This window comes from Pseudomonas sp. FSL R10-0399 (genome assembly GCF_009600165.1).
In the GTDB taxonomy this organism is placed as follows: Bacteria; Pseudomonadota; Gammaproteobacteria; order Pseudomonadales; family Pseudomonadaceae; genus Aquipseudomonas; species Aquipseudomonas helleri.
Window position 1 is genome coordinate 20118 of sequence record NZ_WIWK01000059.1, and the last position, 16203, is coordinate 36320.

A 16203-nucleotide genomic window follows, 5' to 3' on the forward strand; every position below is an offset into this window, starting at 1 on the left:
CATGCACGGCGAATCACCAATTAAACGTCGCGAATCGCGCAAAATCTGGGTTGGCTCGGTACCGGTAGGCGGCGATGCCCCTATTGCCGTACAGAGCATGACCAACAGCGACACCAATGATGTGGCTGCAACGGTGGCGCAAATTAACCGCCTGGAAGCTGCGGGCGTCGATATCGTCCGGGTTTCTGTGCCGGACATGGACGCCGCTGAAGCCTTTGGCCGTATCAAGCAACTGGTCAAAGTACCGTTGGTCGCCGACATCCACTTCGACTACCGTATCGCGCTGCGCGTGGCGGAGCTGGGCGTGGATTGCCTGCGGATCAACCCGGGCAATATCGGTCGTGAAGACCGCGTGCGTGCGGTGGTTGATGCTGCGCGCGATCGTGGTATTCCGATCCGTATTGGTGTTAACGCCGGTTCGCTCGAAAAAGACCTGCAAAAAAAATATGGCGAGCCGACACCGGCCGCATTGGTTGAGTCGGCCCTGCGTCACGTCGAGCATCTGGAACGCCTGAATTTCAAGGACTTCAAAGTCAGCGTAAAGGCCTCCGACGTGTTCATGGCCGTTGAAGCCTACCGCCTGCTGGCCAAAGAAATCGTCCAGCCACTGCACTTGGGCATTACCGAAGCCGGTGGTTTACGCTCGGGCACAGTGAAATCTGCCGTGGGCCTAGGTATGCTGCTCGCCGAGGGGATTGGCGATACTATTCGCATCTCGTTGGCAGCAGACCCGGTCGAGGAAGTAAAAGTCGGCTACGACATCCTCAAGTCCCTGCATTTACGTTCACGTGGCATAAATTTCATCGCGTGCCCAAGCTGTTCCCGGCAGAATTTCGACGTGGTGAAAACCATGAACGAACTGGAAGTACGGCTTGAAGACTTGCTGGTGCCGCTGGATGTGGCAGTGATCGGTTGTGTGGTCAACGGTCCCGGCGAAGCTAAAGAGGCTCACGTAGGGTTGACCGGCGGTACGCCCAACCTGATTTACATCGACGGCAAGCCGTCGCAAAAATTGACGAATGAAAACCTGGTGGACCAGCTTGAAAAGCTGATCCGGCAGAAGGCGGCCGACAAGGTCGAAGCTGACGCAGCCGTTATCGCGCGCGGCTAACCAAACGAATTAAGGATTTTTTGTGAGCAAGTCTCTGCAAGCCATTCGTGGCATGAATGACATCCTGCCCGAGCAGACGCCCCTGTGGCGCTACTTCGAAGGCACGGTTGCGCGTTTGCTGGATAACTACGGTTACAAGCAAATCCGTATGCCGATCGTCGAGTTCACCGAGCTGTTCAAGCGCTCCATTGGTGAAGTCACTGACATCGTCGAAAAAGAGATGTACACCTTCGAAGACCGCAACGGCGATTCGCTGACCTTGCGCCCCGAAGGGACGGCTGCCTGCGTACGTGCTGTGCTGGAGCACGGCATCACCGGCGGCGGTCAGGTGCAAAAACTCTGGTACATCGGCCCGATGTTCCGCCACGAGCGTCCACAAAAAGGCCGTTATCGCCAGTTCCATCAGATTGGGGTTGAAGTGTTCAACCTGGATGGTCCGGACATCGACGCCGAGCTGATCGTGCTGACCTGGCGCCTGTGGGGCGAGCTGGGGATCCGTGATGCGGTCAAGCTTGAGCTCAACAGCTTGGGCACCAGCGAAGCCCGTGGGCGCTACCGTGCCGCTCTGGTTGATTACCTGTCCTCGCGTCTGAGCGAGCTTGACGAAGACAGCCAGCGCCGTTTGAAAACCAACCCGCTGCGGGTGCTCGACACCAAAAACGCCGACACCCAAGCGGTGCTGGTTGACGCGCCGAAACTGGTCGATTACCTCGACGAAGAATCCCGTGTGCACTTTGAGGGCCTCAAGGCTCGCCTGGATGCTGCCGGTATTCCGTACGTGATCAATCCCAAGCTGGTACGTGGCCTCGATTACTACAGCAAAACCGTGTTTGAGTGGGTCACCGACAAGCTCGGTGCCCAGGGCACGGTGTGTGCCGGCGGTCGCTATGACGGTCTGGTTGAACAAATGGGCGGCAAGCCAACACCGGGTGTTGGTTTCGCCATGGGTATCGAGCGTCTGATTCTGCTGCTCGAAACCCTGGAACAAATCCCTGAAGAAATTGCTCGGCAGGTGGATGTTTACCTGTGCGCTTTCGGTGAGGCCGCTGAACTGGCTGCCTTGGCCTTGAGCGAACGCGTTCGTGACCAGTTGCCAAACCTGCGCCTGCAAATCAATGCCGGTGCTGGCAGCTTCAAGAGCCAGTTCAAAAAGGCTGACAAGAGCGGTGCGCTGTTTGCACTGATTCTGGGTGAAGACGAATTGGCCCAGCAGGTGGTAGGTGTCAAACCCCTGCGTGGCCAGGGCGAACAACAAACTATTGCCTGGGATGCTCTCTCTGAGCACTTGGCCACCTGCATCGTGCAGGGTTGAAGCGGGTTAACAGCCGATTTATCGAATAAGGAGTGTTGGGGTGTCGAGTAACGATGATGATCAGCTGGGCGAGTTGAAAGACTGGTGGCAGCGCAACGGCAAACCCCTGGTCACTGGCGGCTTGCTGGCGCTGGTGGTGGTGTTCGGCTGGCAGGCTTGGCACAAATATCAGACGAACCAGTCGCAGGGTGCGTCGATTCTCTACCAACAATTGCTTGAAACCGCACTGACGCCTACCGGGCAGCCAGATGCGGGCCGTGTGGCCGAGTTGGCCAACAAGTTGAACAGTGAGTACGGCGGTTCTGCCTACGCGCAGTTTGGCGGTCTGTTTGTGGCCAAAGTGGCCGTAGACACCGGCAAGCTGGATGACGCGGCCACCGAGCTCAAGGCCATTGTCGACAAACCGGCAAACCCGACCCTGGCTGAAGTGGCGCGTCAGCGTCTGGCTCAGGTGTTGGCAGCACAAGGCAAGGCAGACGAGGCCTTGAAATTGCTGGACGGTGACTCGGACAAAGCATTCCTGGCCAGCCGTGAAGAACTCAAAGGCGACCTGCTGGTACAGCAAGGCCGTACCGATGACGCACGCGCTGCCTACGAAAAAGCCAAGGCTGCACTGTCTGATGAGGCAGCGGTAGGTGGCTTACAAATCAAGCTCGATGACCTGGCCAAAGGGGATGCGTGAAGTGATGCGTTGGAAACATGCGGCATTGCTGGCTCTGGTCGTTTTGGCCGCGGGTTGCAGCAGCAACAGCAAAAAAGAACTTCCGCCAGCTGAGCTGACGGACTTCAAAGAAGAAGTCGTTCTGCAAAAGCAGTGGGACCGTTCGATCGGTGACGGCCAGGGTAAAACCTACAACATGCTGACGCCAGCGGTTGAAGGTAATACCATCTACGCCGCTGACGTGAACGGTATCGTGATGTCGCTCGACCGCATGAACGGCGACGTTCAGTGGAAGAAAGACCTCGAGCTGCCTGTTTCCGGCGCAGTGGGTGTTGGCTATGGCCTGCTCATGCTCGGCACTCTGCAGGGTGATGTGATTGCCCTCGACGCCAGCACCGGCGAAGAAAAGTGGCGCGCTCGCGTTAACAGCGAAGTGCTTGCACCACCTGCCAACAACGGTGACGTTGTGGTGGTTCAGACCCAGGACGACCACCTGATTGGCCTGGATGCGTCCACCGGCAATCAGCGCTGGATCTACGACAGCACGCCGGGTGTTCTGACCCTGCGTGGTACGGGCGCACCGCTGGTGACCAATCATCTGGCAATTGCAGGTCTTTCGACCGGTAAAGTCGTTGCCCTGGATACCCAAAACGGCGTGCCGGTATGGGAAAGCCGTGTGGCTGTACCACAAGGCCGTTCGGAACTGGAGCGCATCGTCGATATTGACGGTGGTCTGCTGTTGTCCGGTGGCACCTTGTACGTCGCCAGCTATCAGGGCCGCATGGCGGCACTGGAACTGGAAAGCGGCCGTGTGCTGTGGCAGCGTGATGCTTCCAGCTACGCGGGTGTCGCCCAAGGTTTTGGCAACGTCTACATCAGCATGGCTTCCGGCACCGTTGAAGGCGTTGACGAACGTTCGACCACCGTCCTGTGGAGCAACGATGAGCTGGCCCGCCGTCAATTGTCGGCACCAGAAGTCTTCTCCAGCTATGTCGCCGTTGGTGACTTCGAAGGCTATCTGCACCTGTTGAGCCAGGTTGATGGTCGCTTTGTTGGCCGTACCCGCATTGACAGCGACGGTCTTCGGGCGCGTCCGCTGGTGGTCGGTGACATGATTTACGTGTTTGGTAACAGCGGCAAACTGGAAGCCCTGACCATTCGCTAAGGCGTCTATGCTTGAGACTCTAGAGTCTCAAGCAGCCTTGCTCTTGCAAGGTTTGCGGCACATTTGTGCTGTTCCGAACTCTGGCCGCTGCCTTGCAGCGGCTTTTGTATTTTCTGAAATAACGAAGTGGAGAGCCGCATGGTTCCCGTAATCGCCCTGGTGGGCCGACCCAATGTCGGCAAGTCCACCTTGTTCAACCGCCTGACCAGGACTCGTGACGCCATCGTCGGCGACTTGTCCGGTCTGACCCGTGATCGCCAATACGGTGAGGCCAAGTGGCAAGGGCGTTCCTACATTTTGGTCGACACCGGCGGTATCTCCGGTGACGAGCACGGTATGGACGAAAAAATGGCCGAGCAGTCGCTGCTGGCCATCGAAGAAGCAGATGTCGTTCTGTTCCTGGTAGATGCCAAAGCGGGTTTCACTGCCGCTGACCAGATGATCGGCGAGCACCTTCGCAAACGTAACAAGCGCTCTTATGTCGTCGCCAACAAGGTCGACAACATCGACCCGGACATGGCGCGCGCCGAGTTCGCACCCTTGGGTATGGGCGACGCGATCCCGATCGCTGGCGCACATGGTCGTGGCATCTCGCAGTTGCTTGAAATTGCCCTGGGTGATTTCCCGCGTGACTCTGAAGAGCCAGAAGAAGGCGAAGAAGAAGTCGTTCTCGAAGGTGAGGAAGCCAAGCGCATTCCTGGCCCAAGCGAAAAAGACGGTATCAAAATCGCTATCATCGGTCGCCCTAACGTCGGTAAATCGACGCTGGTTAACCGCATGCTCGGTGAAGACCGCGTTATCGTCTATGACCAGCCCGGCACCACACGCGACAGTATCTACATCCCGTTTGAGCGTAATGACGAGAAGTACACGCTGATCGACACCGCCGGTGTGCGCAAGCGCGGCAAGATCCACGAAGAAGTTGAAAAGTTCTCCGTGGTCAAAACCCTGCAAGCGATCAAAGACGCCAACGTGGTGATCTTTGTCATGGACGCCCGTGAAGGCGTGGTTGACCACGACCTGAACCTGCTGGGCTTTGCCCTGGAAGCCGGTCGTGCACTGGTGATCGCCGTCAACAAGTGGGACGGCATGACCCCGAGCGAACGCGAGTTCGTGAAGGTCGAACTGACCCGACGTCTGTTCTTCGTTGACTTCGCCGACATCCACTTCATCTCGGCATTGCACGGCACTGGCGTGGGTAACTTGTACCAATCGGTGCAGAACTCCTTCAAGTCGGCTGTTACACGCTGGCCGACTAACCGTCTGACCCAGATCCTTGAAGACGCGGTCAGCGAGCACGCGCCACCGATGGTTAACAGCCGCCGGATCAAGCTGCGTTACGCCCACTTGGGTGGTGCCAACCCGCCGATTATCGTGATCCACGGTAACCAGGTTGAGAAGGTTCCGAAGTCTTACGTGCGTTACCTCGAGAACACCTACCGTCGTGTCTTGAAGCTGGTCGGTACACCGATCCGCATCGAGTTCAAAGGTGGCGAGAACCCGTACGAAGCCAACAAGAACTCCTTGACCGACCGCCAGGTCAACAAGAAGCGCCGCATGATGTCGCACCACAAAAAGGCCGACAAAAAGCGTAGAGACAAGCGCTAACGCGCTGAAGAGGGCTCCTTGGGGGAATGCTGCTTGTAGGAGCGAGCTTGTCTCGCGATCTTTTGAACGTTTGAAAGATCGCGAGGCGAGCTCGCTCCTACCGTTCAGATTGCAGGTGGCTGCACTGACGGGCATCACACCTTTAGGAGCCCTTTTTCGTGTCTGGCGTTTGGGCTATTCTCGCTAGGTCCTGTGCCGTAGTCAGAGCCGGGAACTCATCAGGGAACGGCCATGATTATCAGCAAGTTGCCGAATGTCGGCACCACCATCTTCACGCGCATGTCGCAACTCGCGGCTGAAACCGGCGCGCTCAACTTGTCTCAGGGTTTTCCTGATTTTGATGGCCCGCAAGCGTTGCGCGATGCCGTCGGCCAACACATAGCCAGTGGCCACAATCAATATTCGCCCATGACCGGCTTGCCTGCCTTGCGTACACAAGTGGCGGCCAAAATTGCCCGCAGTTATGGCGTGCACGTGGATGCCGATACCGAGGTGACCATCACCCCGGGGGCTACCCAAGCCATCTTCTGTGCCATCCAGGCGGTGATTCATGCCGGCGACGAAGTCATCGTGTTCGACCCGTGCTACGACAGCTATGAACCTTCGGTCGAGTTGGCCGGCGGTCGTTGCGTGCATGTGCAGTTGGGGCTCGACGACTTCTCCATCGATTGGCAAAAACTCACCGACGCGCTGACGCCGCGCACCCGCATGATCATCCTCAACACCCCGCACAACCCCAGCGGCGCGTTGATCAGCCGTGCAGAACTGGACCAGTTGGCGGCCTTGATTGCCGATCGCGACATCTACCTGATCAGTGATGAGGTGTACGAGCATCTGGTGTACGACGGCGTGCCTCACGTCAGTGTTTTGTCACACCCCGAGCTGTACCATCGTGCTTTCGTTGTCAGCTCGTTCGGCAAGACCTACCACGTGACAGGTTGGAAAACCGGTTATGTGGTGGCGCCGCCCGCGTTGACCGCCGAGTTGCGTAAGGTGCACCAATACGTGAGTTTTTGCGGTGTGACACCGTTGCAGTACGCATTGGCCGACTATATGGCGGCCAGCCCCGAGCACGTTGAAGAACTACCCGGGTTTTACCAGGCCAAGCGTGATCTGTTCTGTGATCTGTTAAAGCCATCGCGTTTTACCTTCACGCCGGTATCAGGTACGTACTTCCAGTTGGTCGACTACGCTCACATTCGTCCGGACCTCAATGACGTCGACATGGCCGTATGGCTGACCCGTGAACACGGTGTGGCGACCATTCCGGTGTCGGTGTTCTACCAGACCCCGCCCGAAGGGCAGCGGCTGGTCCGTCTGTGTTTTGCCAAACGCGAGGAGACGCTGCGCGAAGCAGCAGAGAAACTATGCGTGATCTAAGAGGTTTACCCGATTTAACCCTGGCGCTGGTGCAAACCACCTTGGCGTGGCACGACCGTCAGGCTAATTTCGAGCACTTCGAGGAGTTGCTTGAACAGGCCCGTGGCGCAGACCTGGTGGTGTTGCCAGAAATGTTCACCACCGGTTTCAGCATGGAGTCCGAGACCCTCGCCGAGCCAGAGGGCGGGCCGGCCACAAAGTGGTTACGAGCCCAGGCGGCAAAACTCAATGCGGTGGTGACTGGCAGTGTCATCGTCCAGGCGGCAGACGGCAGCCACCGCAATCGCCTGCTGTGGGCGCGGCCTGATGGTGAAGTGCTGCACTACGACAAACGCCATTTGTTCCGGATGGCTGGTGAGCACGAGCACTTTACGCCGGGCGAGCGGCAGGTTCAGTTTGAGGTCAAAGGCTGGCGTATCCGCCCGTTGATTTGCTACGACTTGCGCTTCCCGGTGTGGAGCAGCGACCCCCATGACACAGACTTGCTGCTCTACACGGCCAACTGGCCGGGTGCGCGCCGTTTGCACTGGAACCGCCTGTTACCGGCCCGAGCGATTGAAAACCTCTGCTACGTCGGCGCGGTAAACCGCGTTGGGACCGATGGCAAAGGGTTGGTCTACAGCGGCGACAGCCAGATCCTCGACTTCCAGGGCGAAACCTTGCTCAGCGCGGGCGAGGCCGACGGCGTGTTCCAGGTCAGCCTGAGCGCGAGCGAATTGGGCGCTTATCGTGAACGCTTCCCGGCGTACATGGATGCTGACAACTTCGACCTGAAGTACTGATACACCTCGCGATCTTTTAAAAGATCGCGAGCTGCGTACGCCCGTAGCAGTTGACGAGCCTTGCGAGGCTACGTCCGGCTGTAGTCGCTGATGAGGTACGAAGGCTGCGAAAGATCAAAAGATCGCAGCCTGCGGCAGCTCCTACAGGGGATCATGCATCGCAGACATTCCCCGTAGCAGTTGACGAGCTTTGCGAGGCTACGTCCGGCTGCGCAGCAGTCGTGAAAAGAGCCAGATCAAAAGATCGCGAGGCAAGCTCGCTCCTACAGGGGGGATTGCGTACGCCCGTAGCAGTTGACGAGCTTTGCGAGGCTACGTCCGGCTGTAGTCGCTGACGAGGCACGAAGGCTGCGAAAGATCAAAAGATCGCGAGGCAAGCTCGCTCCTACAAAAGCGTCAACAAAAAAGGCCCTGAGGTTCGCACCTCAGGGCCTTTTTGCGTTTCAGCAGACGTTTAGGCAGCTTTAGCGTCGGCTTCGCTCAGTGAGCGGTTCAGGGCGCTGAACAGGGCCTTGAAGCTGGCGGTGGTGATGTTTTCATCAATGCCCACACCATGCACAGCACGCTCACCATTCACCCGCAGCTCGATATAAGCAGCGGCCTTGGCGTTGGTGCCAGCACCGATGGCATGCTCGTTGTAGTCCATGATTTCAGCTTTGACCGGCAGGCCGGCAACCAAGGCTTCCAGGGCGCCATTGCCTTTGCCGTTCCAGCGCAGGTTGGTCTCACCAGCGCCTTTGGCCGACACTTCAACCTCAACCGCGCTGTGGCCGTTTTCTTCCTGCAGGCGATGGCTAACCAGCGCGTACGGGGTGTTGGCTTGCAGATACTCGCTGTGCAACAAGCTGTGGATCTGCTGCGCGGTCATTTCAAGGCCAAGACGGTCGGTCTCACGCTGAACCACCTGGCTGAACTCGATCTGCATGCGGCGTGGCAAGCTGATGCCGTATTCCTGCTCCAGCAGGTAAGCAATCCCACCTTTACCGGACTGGCTGTTCACCCGAATCACGGCCTCATAGCTACGGCCAATGTCTGCCGGGTCGATCGGCAAGTACGGGACTTCCCACAGGGCGTCGGGCTTCTGCTGGGCGAAACCTTTGCGGATGGCGTCCTGGTGCGAGCCCGAGAACGCAGTGTGGACCAAGTCGCCCACATACGGATGGCGAGGGTGAACCGGGATCTGGTTGCACTCTTCAACGACTTTACGCACGCCGTCGATGTCAGAGAAGTCCAGCTGCGGGTCGAGGCCTTGGGTGTACATGTTCAGGGCTACGGTCACCAGGTCAACGTTGCCGGTGCGCTCGCCGTTACCGAACAGGCAGCCTTCGACGCGGTCTGCACCGGCCATCAAGCCCAACTCAGTGGCGGCAACACCAGTGCCACGGTCGTTGTGGGTGTGCAGGCTGATGATCACGCTGTCACGGCGGTTGATGTGGCGACCGAACCATTCAATCTGGTCGGCATAGATGTTCGGGGTGGCGCACTCAACAGTGGCAGGCAAGTTGAGGATCACTTTGTGCTCAGGCGTCGGGTTCCAGACCTCGATCACCGCATCACACACTTCTTTGGCGAACTCCAGTTCAGTGGCGCTGAAAGTCTCTGGGGAGTATTCAAAAGTCCACTGGGTTTCTGGCTGTTGAGCGGCGTATTTGACGAACAGCTTGGCCGCGCTGACGGCGATTTCTTTGATGCCGTCCTTGTCCTGGTTGAACACGATGCGGCGGAACGACGGCGAGGTCGCGTTGTACAAGTGCACGATGGCTTTTTTCGCGCCGCGCAGCGATTCGAATGTCCGTGCGATCAGGTCTTCACGGCCTTGGGTCAACACCTGAATAGTGGTGTCGTCCGGGATGTGGCCGTCTTCGATCAACGTACGCACGAAGTCAAAGTCGGTCTGCGAAGCAGCCGGGAACGACGCCTCAATTTCTTTTACGCCAACGCTGACCAGGGTCTTCCAAAAACGCAGTTTTTTCACTGCATCCATCGGCTCGATCAGCGACTGGTTGCCGTCGCGCAGGTCAGAGCTGCACCAGATAGGCGCTTGGGTGATGGTTTTCGATGGCCAGGTACGGTCAGGCAAATCAATGACCGGAAAGGCGCGGTATTTGGAAGAGGGGTCTTTGAGCATGGTCATCAGGCAATCCTTTAATGTGCGGGCCGTATAGAGACAAGTGGCTCGCTGAAGAAATACAAAGCAGGGGAGGACGAGGCAGCGCGTTTCAGCTTTGCAGTCGTGCACTGACGAGGCAGAGGCTTCGGTGCTGGCGTAATTGAATGAGGGTATGAGGTGTTTTCATAGGCTCAACCCTAACCATTGCGAAAGACGTTGGCAAGCGGCCTGAAAAACATTAGGAGAATTGCGCGTTTAAAGCAAAAAATCGAATTTATATGGCGTCTTCTAGTATTAACAGTTGAAAAAATTGTTCATATAAGGCGTATGGCATTGATCTTGTGCTGCAAAAGTATTTCGCTGATTAGCGAAACCCGGCCAGCTAACAAACTGGCCGGTTACTGCTCTACGTCCTGCAAATAAAACCTTGTGACAGGCCGTACGGCGGTGTGTTCTGGACGCCTCCCACAAAAGTCATGAGTTTGCCCTCGGCCCGTGCATTGGTGAGCGCCAGGGACAAGGGAGACAACGGGTTCTTATTGATCATAAGGGTGACCGCATCCTCCAGTTCGACGACAAGCGCCAGCTCCGCTCCGACCGCTCTGTGCAACTGCATGAAGTTTATGGTTTGCACACCTGATCGCTTGAACACCAACTCACTGACCCCGGGGATGTCCGCATAAATGGTGTAGCCGAGCCGCTGAAGCAGGCTACGCATGACTTCATTGAGTCCAGCGGCATTGCTCAGTTTTAATAAATCGCCGGCTTTCAATGAAAAGTCGATCCGGTCAAACCAGGTCGGTGAAGCACGTGTTCGAACCAGCAACGTTTTAGGGCGAATGCCCAAGGCTGGCGTCAAGAGGGCCAAGGGATCACGCAATGCTCCGGAGCCATGTGTCAGATGCCCGGAAAACCAGCCATACAACGTTTCGGTCAACGTGCGCATACGGGTTTGTGTGAGCAACCAAGTGGTGCTGTCGGACAACATAAATAGACGCTTGGCCACTACCTGTGCAGAGTCTGGCGTCAGGCCCGGCAGAGACTTGAGGACGTATTGCCAGATCGGCTTTTGCAGCAGCGGCTCCTTGATCGCCCACGCTCCTCCCTCAAATTCGGCCAGGCGCGGTTGCAAGTACTTGTTTTTCAAGATCAGCTTTTCCAGTTGCTCATAGGTCGAGATCACCTGACCAGGCTTTTTCAAGTACACCTGTATATCCAGTGGCAGGTTGCCCTGAGGCAAAATGTCGAACCACTTGCTGTCTTTTTTAATCACTCGAAGATTAGAGCCGCTGCCTATTTCAGAAATGGGCGGATTCAGGCTGACCGAGGTATAAGTTTCGCCGGGAACGGTTCGGGCCCAGTTTTGCCACTCGTTACTGCTGACAGTGCCTGGTGCGTTAGTGCCGCTGGAGGGAACCGGTTGAGTCGGTTTAGGTTGTACCGGCTCATCATCCACAATGGGCCGCTTGCGCTTGTTGCTTAACGGGACGGCGCTCGAAGTGCCGGGCTCAGGGGTGAGGGCTTGTGCTGGGGCACCATCTAGCCCTGGCTTGAGGTAGTGCTGGGCCCACCGGGGCAGCTCTCTATGCTCGACCAGGAACTCGGCCAGATAAAGTTCCATCTTGTCTCGGCGAGGTGCAGGAAAGTTGTATTGGTCGAGCAGTTTTTTGGCTTCATCAAGGCTGAAGCGTGGAAAAGCCTCACGTACCTTGAAAGTGGCCAGCGAATATGTCCCGCCCCCCAGCACGCTCAACTCCGGTGTGCCGATACGCCACAGACCATCCGTGCCCTGACGAATCGCAGAGCGGTACCAAGCGCGCGGGCGACGCATATCCATTACTCGCCAAGTCAGGCGGTCCGCGTCATACACCACCTGAAACCAATGCTTTTGCTGCTGGATAAAGTATTGGGAGAAACCGCCGTGTTTCGGCGTCCTTTCATAGATGCCTGCGTAGGCGCCGTCTGTGCGCTTGGTCAGCCCTTCGACGCCCTGTTTGTAGGCCAGTTTCGGATGTAAGGCCAAGGTACCTTTCGCGGGTAATTTGGCGAGAGCGGTCCCGATGTCCACCCCGGCATCCACCCAGCGTTCAATCATGCCGACAAAATGCCCAATCGCTTCACTCTGATTGCCGCGTTTCAGCGCATCAAAGCCATGCCACATCTCGATCAAACTGCGTCCCAGGGCAATCATGGCCGTGACCTTAAATGGCAGGATAACCGTGACGATGTCCACCGCTGTTTCTATGCCGCTCCACACGGCCAGACGGTTGCTTTCTGTGGTCGACAGGCTCAAGGCATCTGCGCTGGCCAAGGCATGCTCGATCTCGGCCAAACAGGTTTTCTCAATGAAGTCGCCGGTAATCGCGGTGTCCCGAACATCGGCTGCTCTGAGCCCTTCAGTCACCCGTTGCTGGACTCGGGCTTGAGCGCCTTCGCTGACGCGTCCAATCAGATAGCCGGCCATTTCAGGGGCATTGAGGAATTTATTCGCCATGTGCGCGCGATTTTCAAACTCGCGAAACCGCTTGCCGTCAGGTGCTTCAGGGGTATAGACAACCAGGGCGCTGACGGACGACAGCGGTTGCGGTGTGATGAGGTTCAATTCCAAAGGGTCAGGCGCATAAGCCCCTGAAGGCGGTGCCAGGATAATCAGCACCCCGCGTACTGTGGCCTCACTGATCAGCAATTGATGAACCTTCAGGCGATGCCCTTCAACCATGGCGGGAATTTCAGGGGCATCAACCTCGTTCAGAACGGCCTCAACCCAGCGATAACCGCGGTCCAGGCGATCTGGCGAGAAGTCACCGGAAATCTTCGCTTCAAGTGCATCAACGCGCATCTGGGCGATCAGCAATTGAGCGGCAGTATCGCGACGAGAGAGGGCTTGGGGGGACTCGATGAACCGGTCCCGCAAGAAGGCCTCATAGCTATCGCCAATATTCACCGTGCGAACGATGTGCTTGATTTGTGCAGCGCTCAACGCGTCCATTCGTGGTCCATCGGCGCTGCCCGTTGAGACGGTGGCGGTTAATGCGTAGTCAATGTCCAGGCTACCGACGTTCTCCAGGGCCAGTTGCGACAGTGTTCGGGACGTACTGACCAGCTTGATGGACGGGCCGGTACGCGACAGGCTGTTCACCGCCGTGTAGGACGAGGAGGCATAGGCACTGATCGGGATAATGGGGCCTGAACCGCGCTCGGCCACCGTTGTGGTGATAAAGACGGTGTCCGGGTCAACGATCAGGCCATATTCTGCCTGGATGTAGTTCTGCAACTGATCGTGGGCGTAGCGCAGCAAAAACGCTCTGTCGCCATATTGATGGGCTGAGGGCTCGCCATTGTCGTTGGCAATGAAACTGAGGGTTCGGTAATGCGCAGCCGCCTCAAACCAGGCCTGACGGTCAGCATCGTTGGCTTTAAGCAGCCATTGGCGGGTCTTTTTTCCTAAAAACTTGGCGATACGTGCATTGAGGGCGCTCGCCTGTTTGAAGCGTGGAGCGTAGTCCAGCACATACTCCAGGTGTTCACTCAATTGGGCGGGCGAAACCGTTTTGGCTAACGACAGCGCGTGTTCCAGATTGGCTTGACGCTGATCGTCATGCACCTTGAGCCAATACTCAAACACTGAGCCGTGAATCTCCTTAAACGTGAATTCAAGAGAAGTTTCAGCCTTTTCAGACAGCGCCTGAACCCGCATCAGATCAGTGGGGGACAAGAGCTCCAGTAATGATTCGAATTCAGCGATTTCCGTGTGACGGCGGTTAAGTTCGACCTCTAATGTCTGCAGCGAAGCAAAGCCCTGCAAACCACCTGAAGGGGTGTACAACACAGCCTCACCGGCATTGGCTTTGGCGTTGATCTCAACTTCTGTCGTTTTGTCAGAAAGGCGAGTCATGCCTGATGCGTCAAGGGTTGCGGAGCCGTCGCGCGCGGTCATGACCCAGGCACCCGCGAAGGCAATCGGTGGCTCTTTTGACAGGTCCTTAAGTATCAGGGCATAAACCGCCGGGCGCGAACTGACCGGGAGCGCAGCTCGGGTGCTCAGCGACGGGTAACGCACCACATTATTGATCAGTTGCACCTGGCCCGGTGTCAGCGTGGCATCGTGGGACAGCAGTTCGGTTTCAGCCTTGAGCACGTCTTTGAGCTTGTCGAGCAGCCAGGATTTGCGCGATTGAGTGCCGGTTTGGCTGCTTTTATCCTGCCAAAACTGCGCTGTGTGGGTCTTGCAGTCACTGGCAAAAAAACGTCGCGCGCGGGATATAAAGCTCTGCAAGTCGCCCACTTTCACAGTGACGGGCGATGAATCATCCACAACCTTAAGCGTGGCCTTCAGCAGGTTGAATTCCGGCGCATGGCCGTCACACAGCGCCTGTAGCAGGATATCCAGCACACTGGAGAGCTGCGTATCACCCTCTTCACTGATCAGCAATTGCTCAGGATCAAGCGTCTGCGTGGCGTGGGTAAACGTCGCCTTCAGCTCGCTGTGTATAAATGAGTGGAGGGTGGGTTGCTCAGCCAGCAGGGTCTGGATCTGAGTGTCGATTTGCACCCATTTTTTGACACGGTCTTGCTCGTCCTGGGCGCTGACCGCAATCAGGTCGGCGCTCAAGTCTTGGGATAAATGAAATACATCACTCATGGGTTACACCTCACAGAGAAAGTTGTGAGGAGTATCTGCCCCGGCTTGACTGCGCCTGACATACATAACTAGTGCGGGGAGGTTTGCTCACGAGCAGTGACCAAACCCCGGCGTTTTCGCTAAGGCTGAAAGGCCCCGATAAAGATCGCCGGGTCTACCCGGGCGTCGTTCAGGCTGACGTTCCAGTGCATATGTGGCCCGGTGGCGCGACCGGTTGAGCCGACTTTGCCGACCACATCGCCACGCGCCAGTTGCTGGCCGAGCTTGGCGTCGATTTTCGACATGTGGCAGAACATGCTGATAAAGCCCTGCCCGTGATCGACAAACACGGTGTTGCCATTAAAAAAGTAGTTGCCGATCAGGATGACTTTGCCGGCGGCCGGGGTTTTGATCGGTGTACCTGCGGGCACGGCAAAGTCCAGGCCCGCATGCGGGTTGCGCTCTTCGCCATTGAAGAAGCGGCGCACGCCAAACTTGCTCGACAGCGGGCCGTTGACGGGCTTGTCCAGCAGCAAGTTGCTGGGCGTGTTCGGGCTGAAGGTGCGGTACGCCTTGATCTGCACCGCCAGCTCGTTGTCGATGCGTTTGAGGTCGTCCGGGTTGGGGTTGACCTGGCGCTGGTTTTTCAGGGTGATGTGCTGCTCGGGGTACTTCTTGTCGCCCACGCTGAAGTTCAGGTTTCGGCCGTTGGCGTTCAGGGTTTGCGTACCCGGCTTGACGGTCAGCGGGATGCCGACAATGGCGCGCCAGGTGTCTTGCTCTTTGACTACCAACACCGGTTTGCCATCGTATTTGGCCTCTGGGCGTTGCGCGCCGGTGCCCAGGTCGATCACTGCCACGCCGCCCGGTACCGGCTTGTTGAGCAGTCGGGTGATGTAGCTGTCGGCGGCCGAGGCATTGAAAGCAAGGCACAGCAATAAAGCAGCAGTTAAAAAGCGTGGCATCAGCTCAATCCAGTAAAGAAAGGGTCACGGGTGTCAGGTGGTTGTCTTCAACCCGCACCTGCAATTCGCCTTCGCCCAGTCGTGCCTTCAGGCGCTGGCCATTGTGGGTCTGTTCGGCGCTGCGAATGGCATTGCCGCGCTCATCGAGCAAAATGCTGTAGCCGCGACCCAAGGTGGCCAGCGGGCTGACCACGTGCAGGGTTTGCATCTGGCTGTGCAGCGTCAGACGACGGGCCTTGAGACCTTCGCGCATCGCCCGTGGCAGGCGCTCAGCAAGGCTGTCCAGGCGCTGGCGGAGCAAGGTTAGCTGACGACCCGGATGTTGCGCTGACAGGCGTGTTTCTAGACGTATCAAGCGCTCACGGCGGGTATTGAGGCTGCGCTCAAACGCGCGGCGCATGCGCATGTCCAGGTCGTCGAGGCGCTGTGCCTGCTGGCGCAGTCGTTCACCCGGATGGCGCAAGCGCCGGGCCAGCCCGTCGAGACGC

General features: G+C 57.5%; 11 protein-coding genes. 7 read left to right on the forward strand and 4 right to left on the reverse strand.

Annotation, left to right across the window (positions count from 1 at the left end):
• Window position 1 precedes the first annotated feature (1 nt).
• The 7 genes from ispG to GHO41_RS17060 all read left to right on the forward strand — a co-directional run bounded on the left by ispG (window position 2) and on the right by GHO41_RS17060 (window position 8019).
• Window positions 2–1111 (forward strand): flavodoxin-dependent (E)-4-hydroxy-3-methylbut-2-enyl-diphosphate synthase, encoded by a 1110-nt coding sequence (gene ispG / locus GHO41_RS17030; RefSeq protein WP_019408672.1) that lies wholly within the window; start codon window positions 2–4, stop codon window positions 1109–1111.
• A 22-nt stretch (window positions 1112–1133) separates the two neighbouring features.
• Entirely contained in the window at window positions 1134–2423 is a 1290-nt protein-coding gene (gene hisS / locus GHO41_RS17035; RefSeq protein WP_314916025.1) for a histidine--tRNA ligase, read from the forward strand.
• Between the two features lie 40 nt (window positions 2424–2463).
• The gene (locus GHO41_RS17040) at window positions 2464–3105 is read left to right on the forward strand and encodes a tetratricopeptide repeat protein (protein ID WP_048367082.1); all 642 of its coding nucleotides are present in this window, start codon (window positions 2464–2466) and stop codon (window positions 3103–3105) included.
• Window positions 3098–4249, forward strand: coding sequence for an outer membrane protein assembly factor BamB (bamB, locus tag GHO41_RS17045; RefSeq protein WP_153434196.1), 1152 nt, complete (start codon window positions 3098–3100; stop codon window positions 4247–4249). The genes GHO41_RS17040 and bamB overlap by 8 nt, the downstream gene beginning before the upstream one ends.
• A gap of 138 nt (window positions 4250–4387) precedes the next feature.
• Window positions 4388–5857, forward strand: a complete 1470-nt coding sequence (gene der, locus GHO41_RS17050; protein WP_048367078.1) for a ribosome biogenesis GTPase Der — start codon at window positions 4388–4390, stop codon at window positions 5855–5857.
• Between the two features lie 231 nt (window positions 5858–6088).
• On the forward strand, window positions 6089–7237 hold the full coding sequence (locus GHO41_RS17055; RefSeq protein WP_153434192.1) for a pyridoxal phosphate-dependent aminotransferase: 1149 nt from the start codon (window positions 6089–6091) through the stop codon (window positions 7235–7237).
• Window positions 7225–8019 carry an amidohydrolase gene (locus tag GHO41_RS17060; RefSeq protein WP_048367075.1) on the forward strand — a complete coding sequence of 265 codons (795 nt, stop codon included), beginning with the start codon at window positions 7225–7227 and terminating at the stop codon, window positions 8017–8019. The genes GHO41_RS17055 and GHO41_RS17060 overlap by 13 nt, the downstream gene beginning before the upstream one ends.
• A 454-nt stretch (window positions 8020–8473) precedes the next feature.
• Here GHO41_RS17060 and leuA read toward each other — a convergent pair whose 3' ends face one another.
• From leuA to GHO41_RS17080, 4 genes are all read right to left on the reverse strand, one after another.
• A complete protein-coding gene (gene leuA / locus GHO41_RS17065; protein ID WP_048367074.1) occupies window positions 8474–10153 on the reverse strand; it encodes a 2-isopropylmalate synthase in 1680 nt (559 codons plus the stop codon).
• 382 nt (window positions 10154–10535) lie between these two features.
• A complete protein-coding gene (locus tag GHO41_RS17070) occupies window positions 10536–14771 on the reverse strand; it encodes a dermonecrotic toxin domain-containing protein (protein ID WP_153434193.1) in 4236 nt (1411 codons plus the stop codon).
• Window positions 14772–14890: 119 nt separating this feature from the next.
• On the reverse strand, window positions 14891–15715 hold the full coding sequence (locus GHO41_RS17075) for a peptidoglycan DD-metalloendopeptidase family protein (RefSeq protein WP_153434194.1): 825 nt from the start codon (window positions 15713–15715) through the stop codon (window positions 14891–14893).
• A 4-nt stretch (window positions 15716–15719) separates the two neighbouring features.
• On the reverse strand, window positions 15720–16203 hold a 484-nt coding region (locus GHO41_RS17080), incomplete at its 5' end, for an exodeoxyribonuclease VII large subunit (protein ID WP_305977935.1).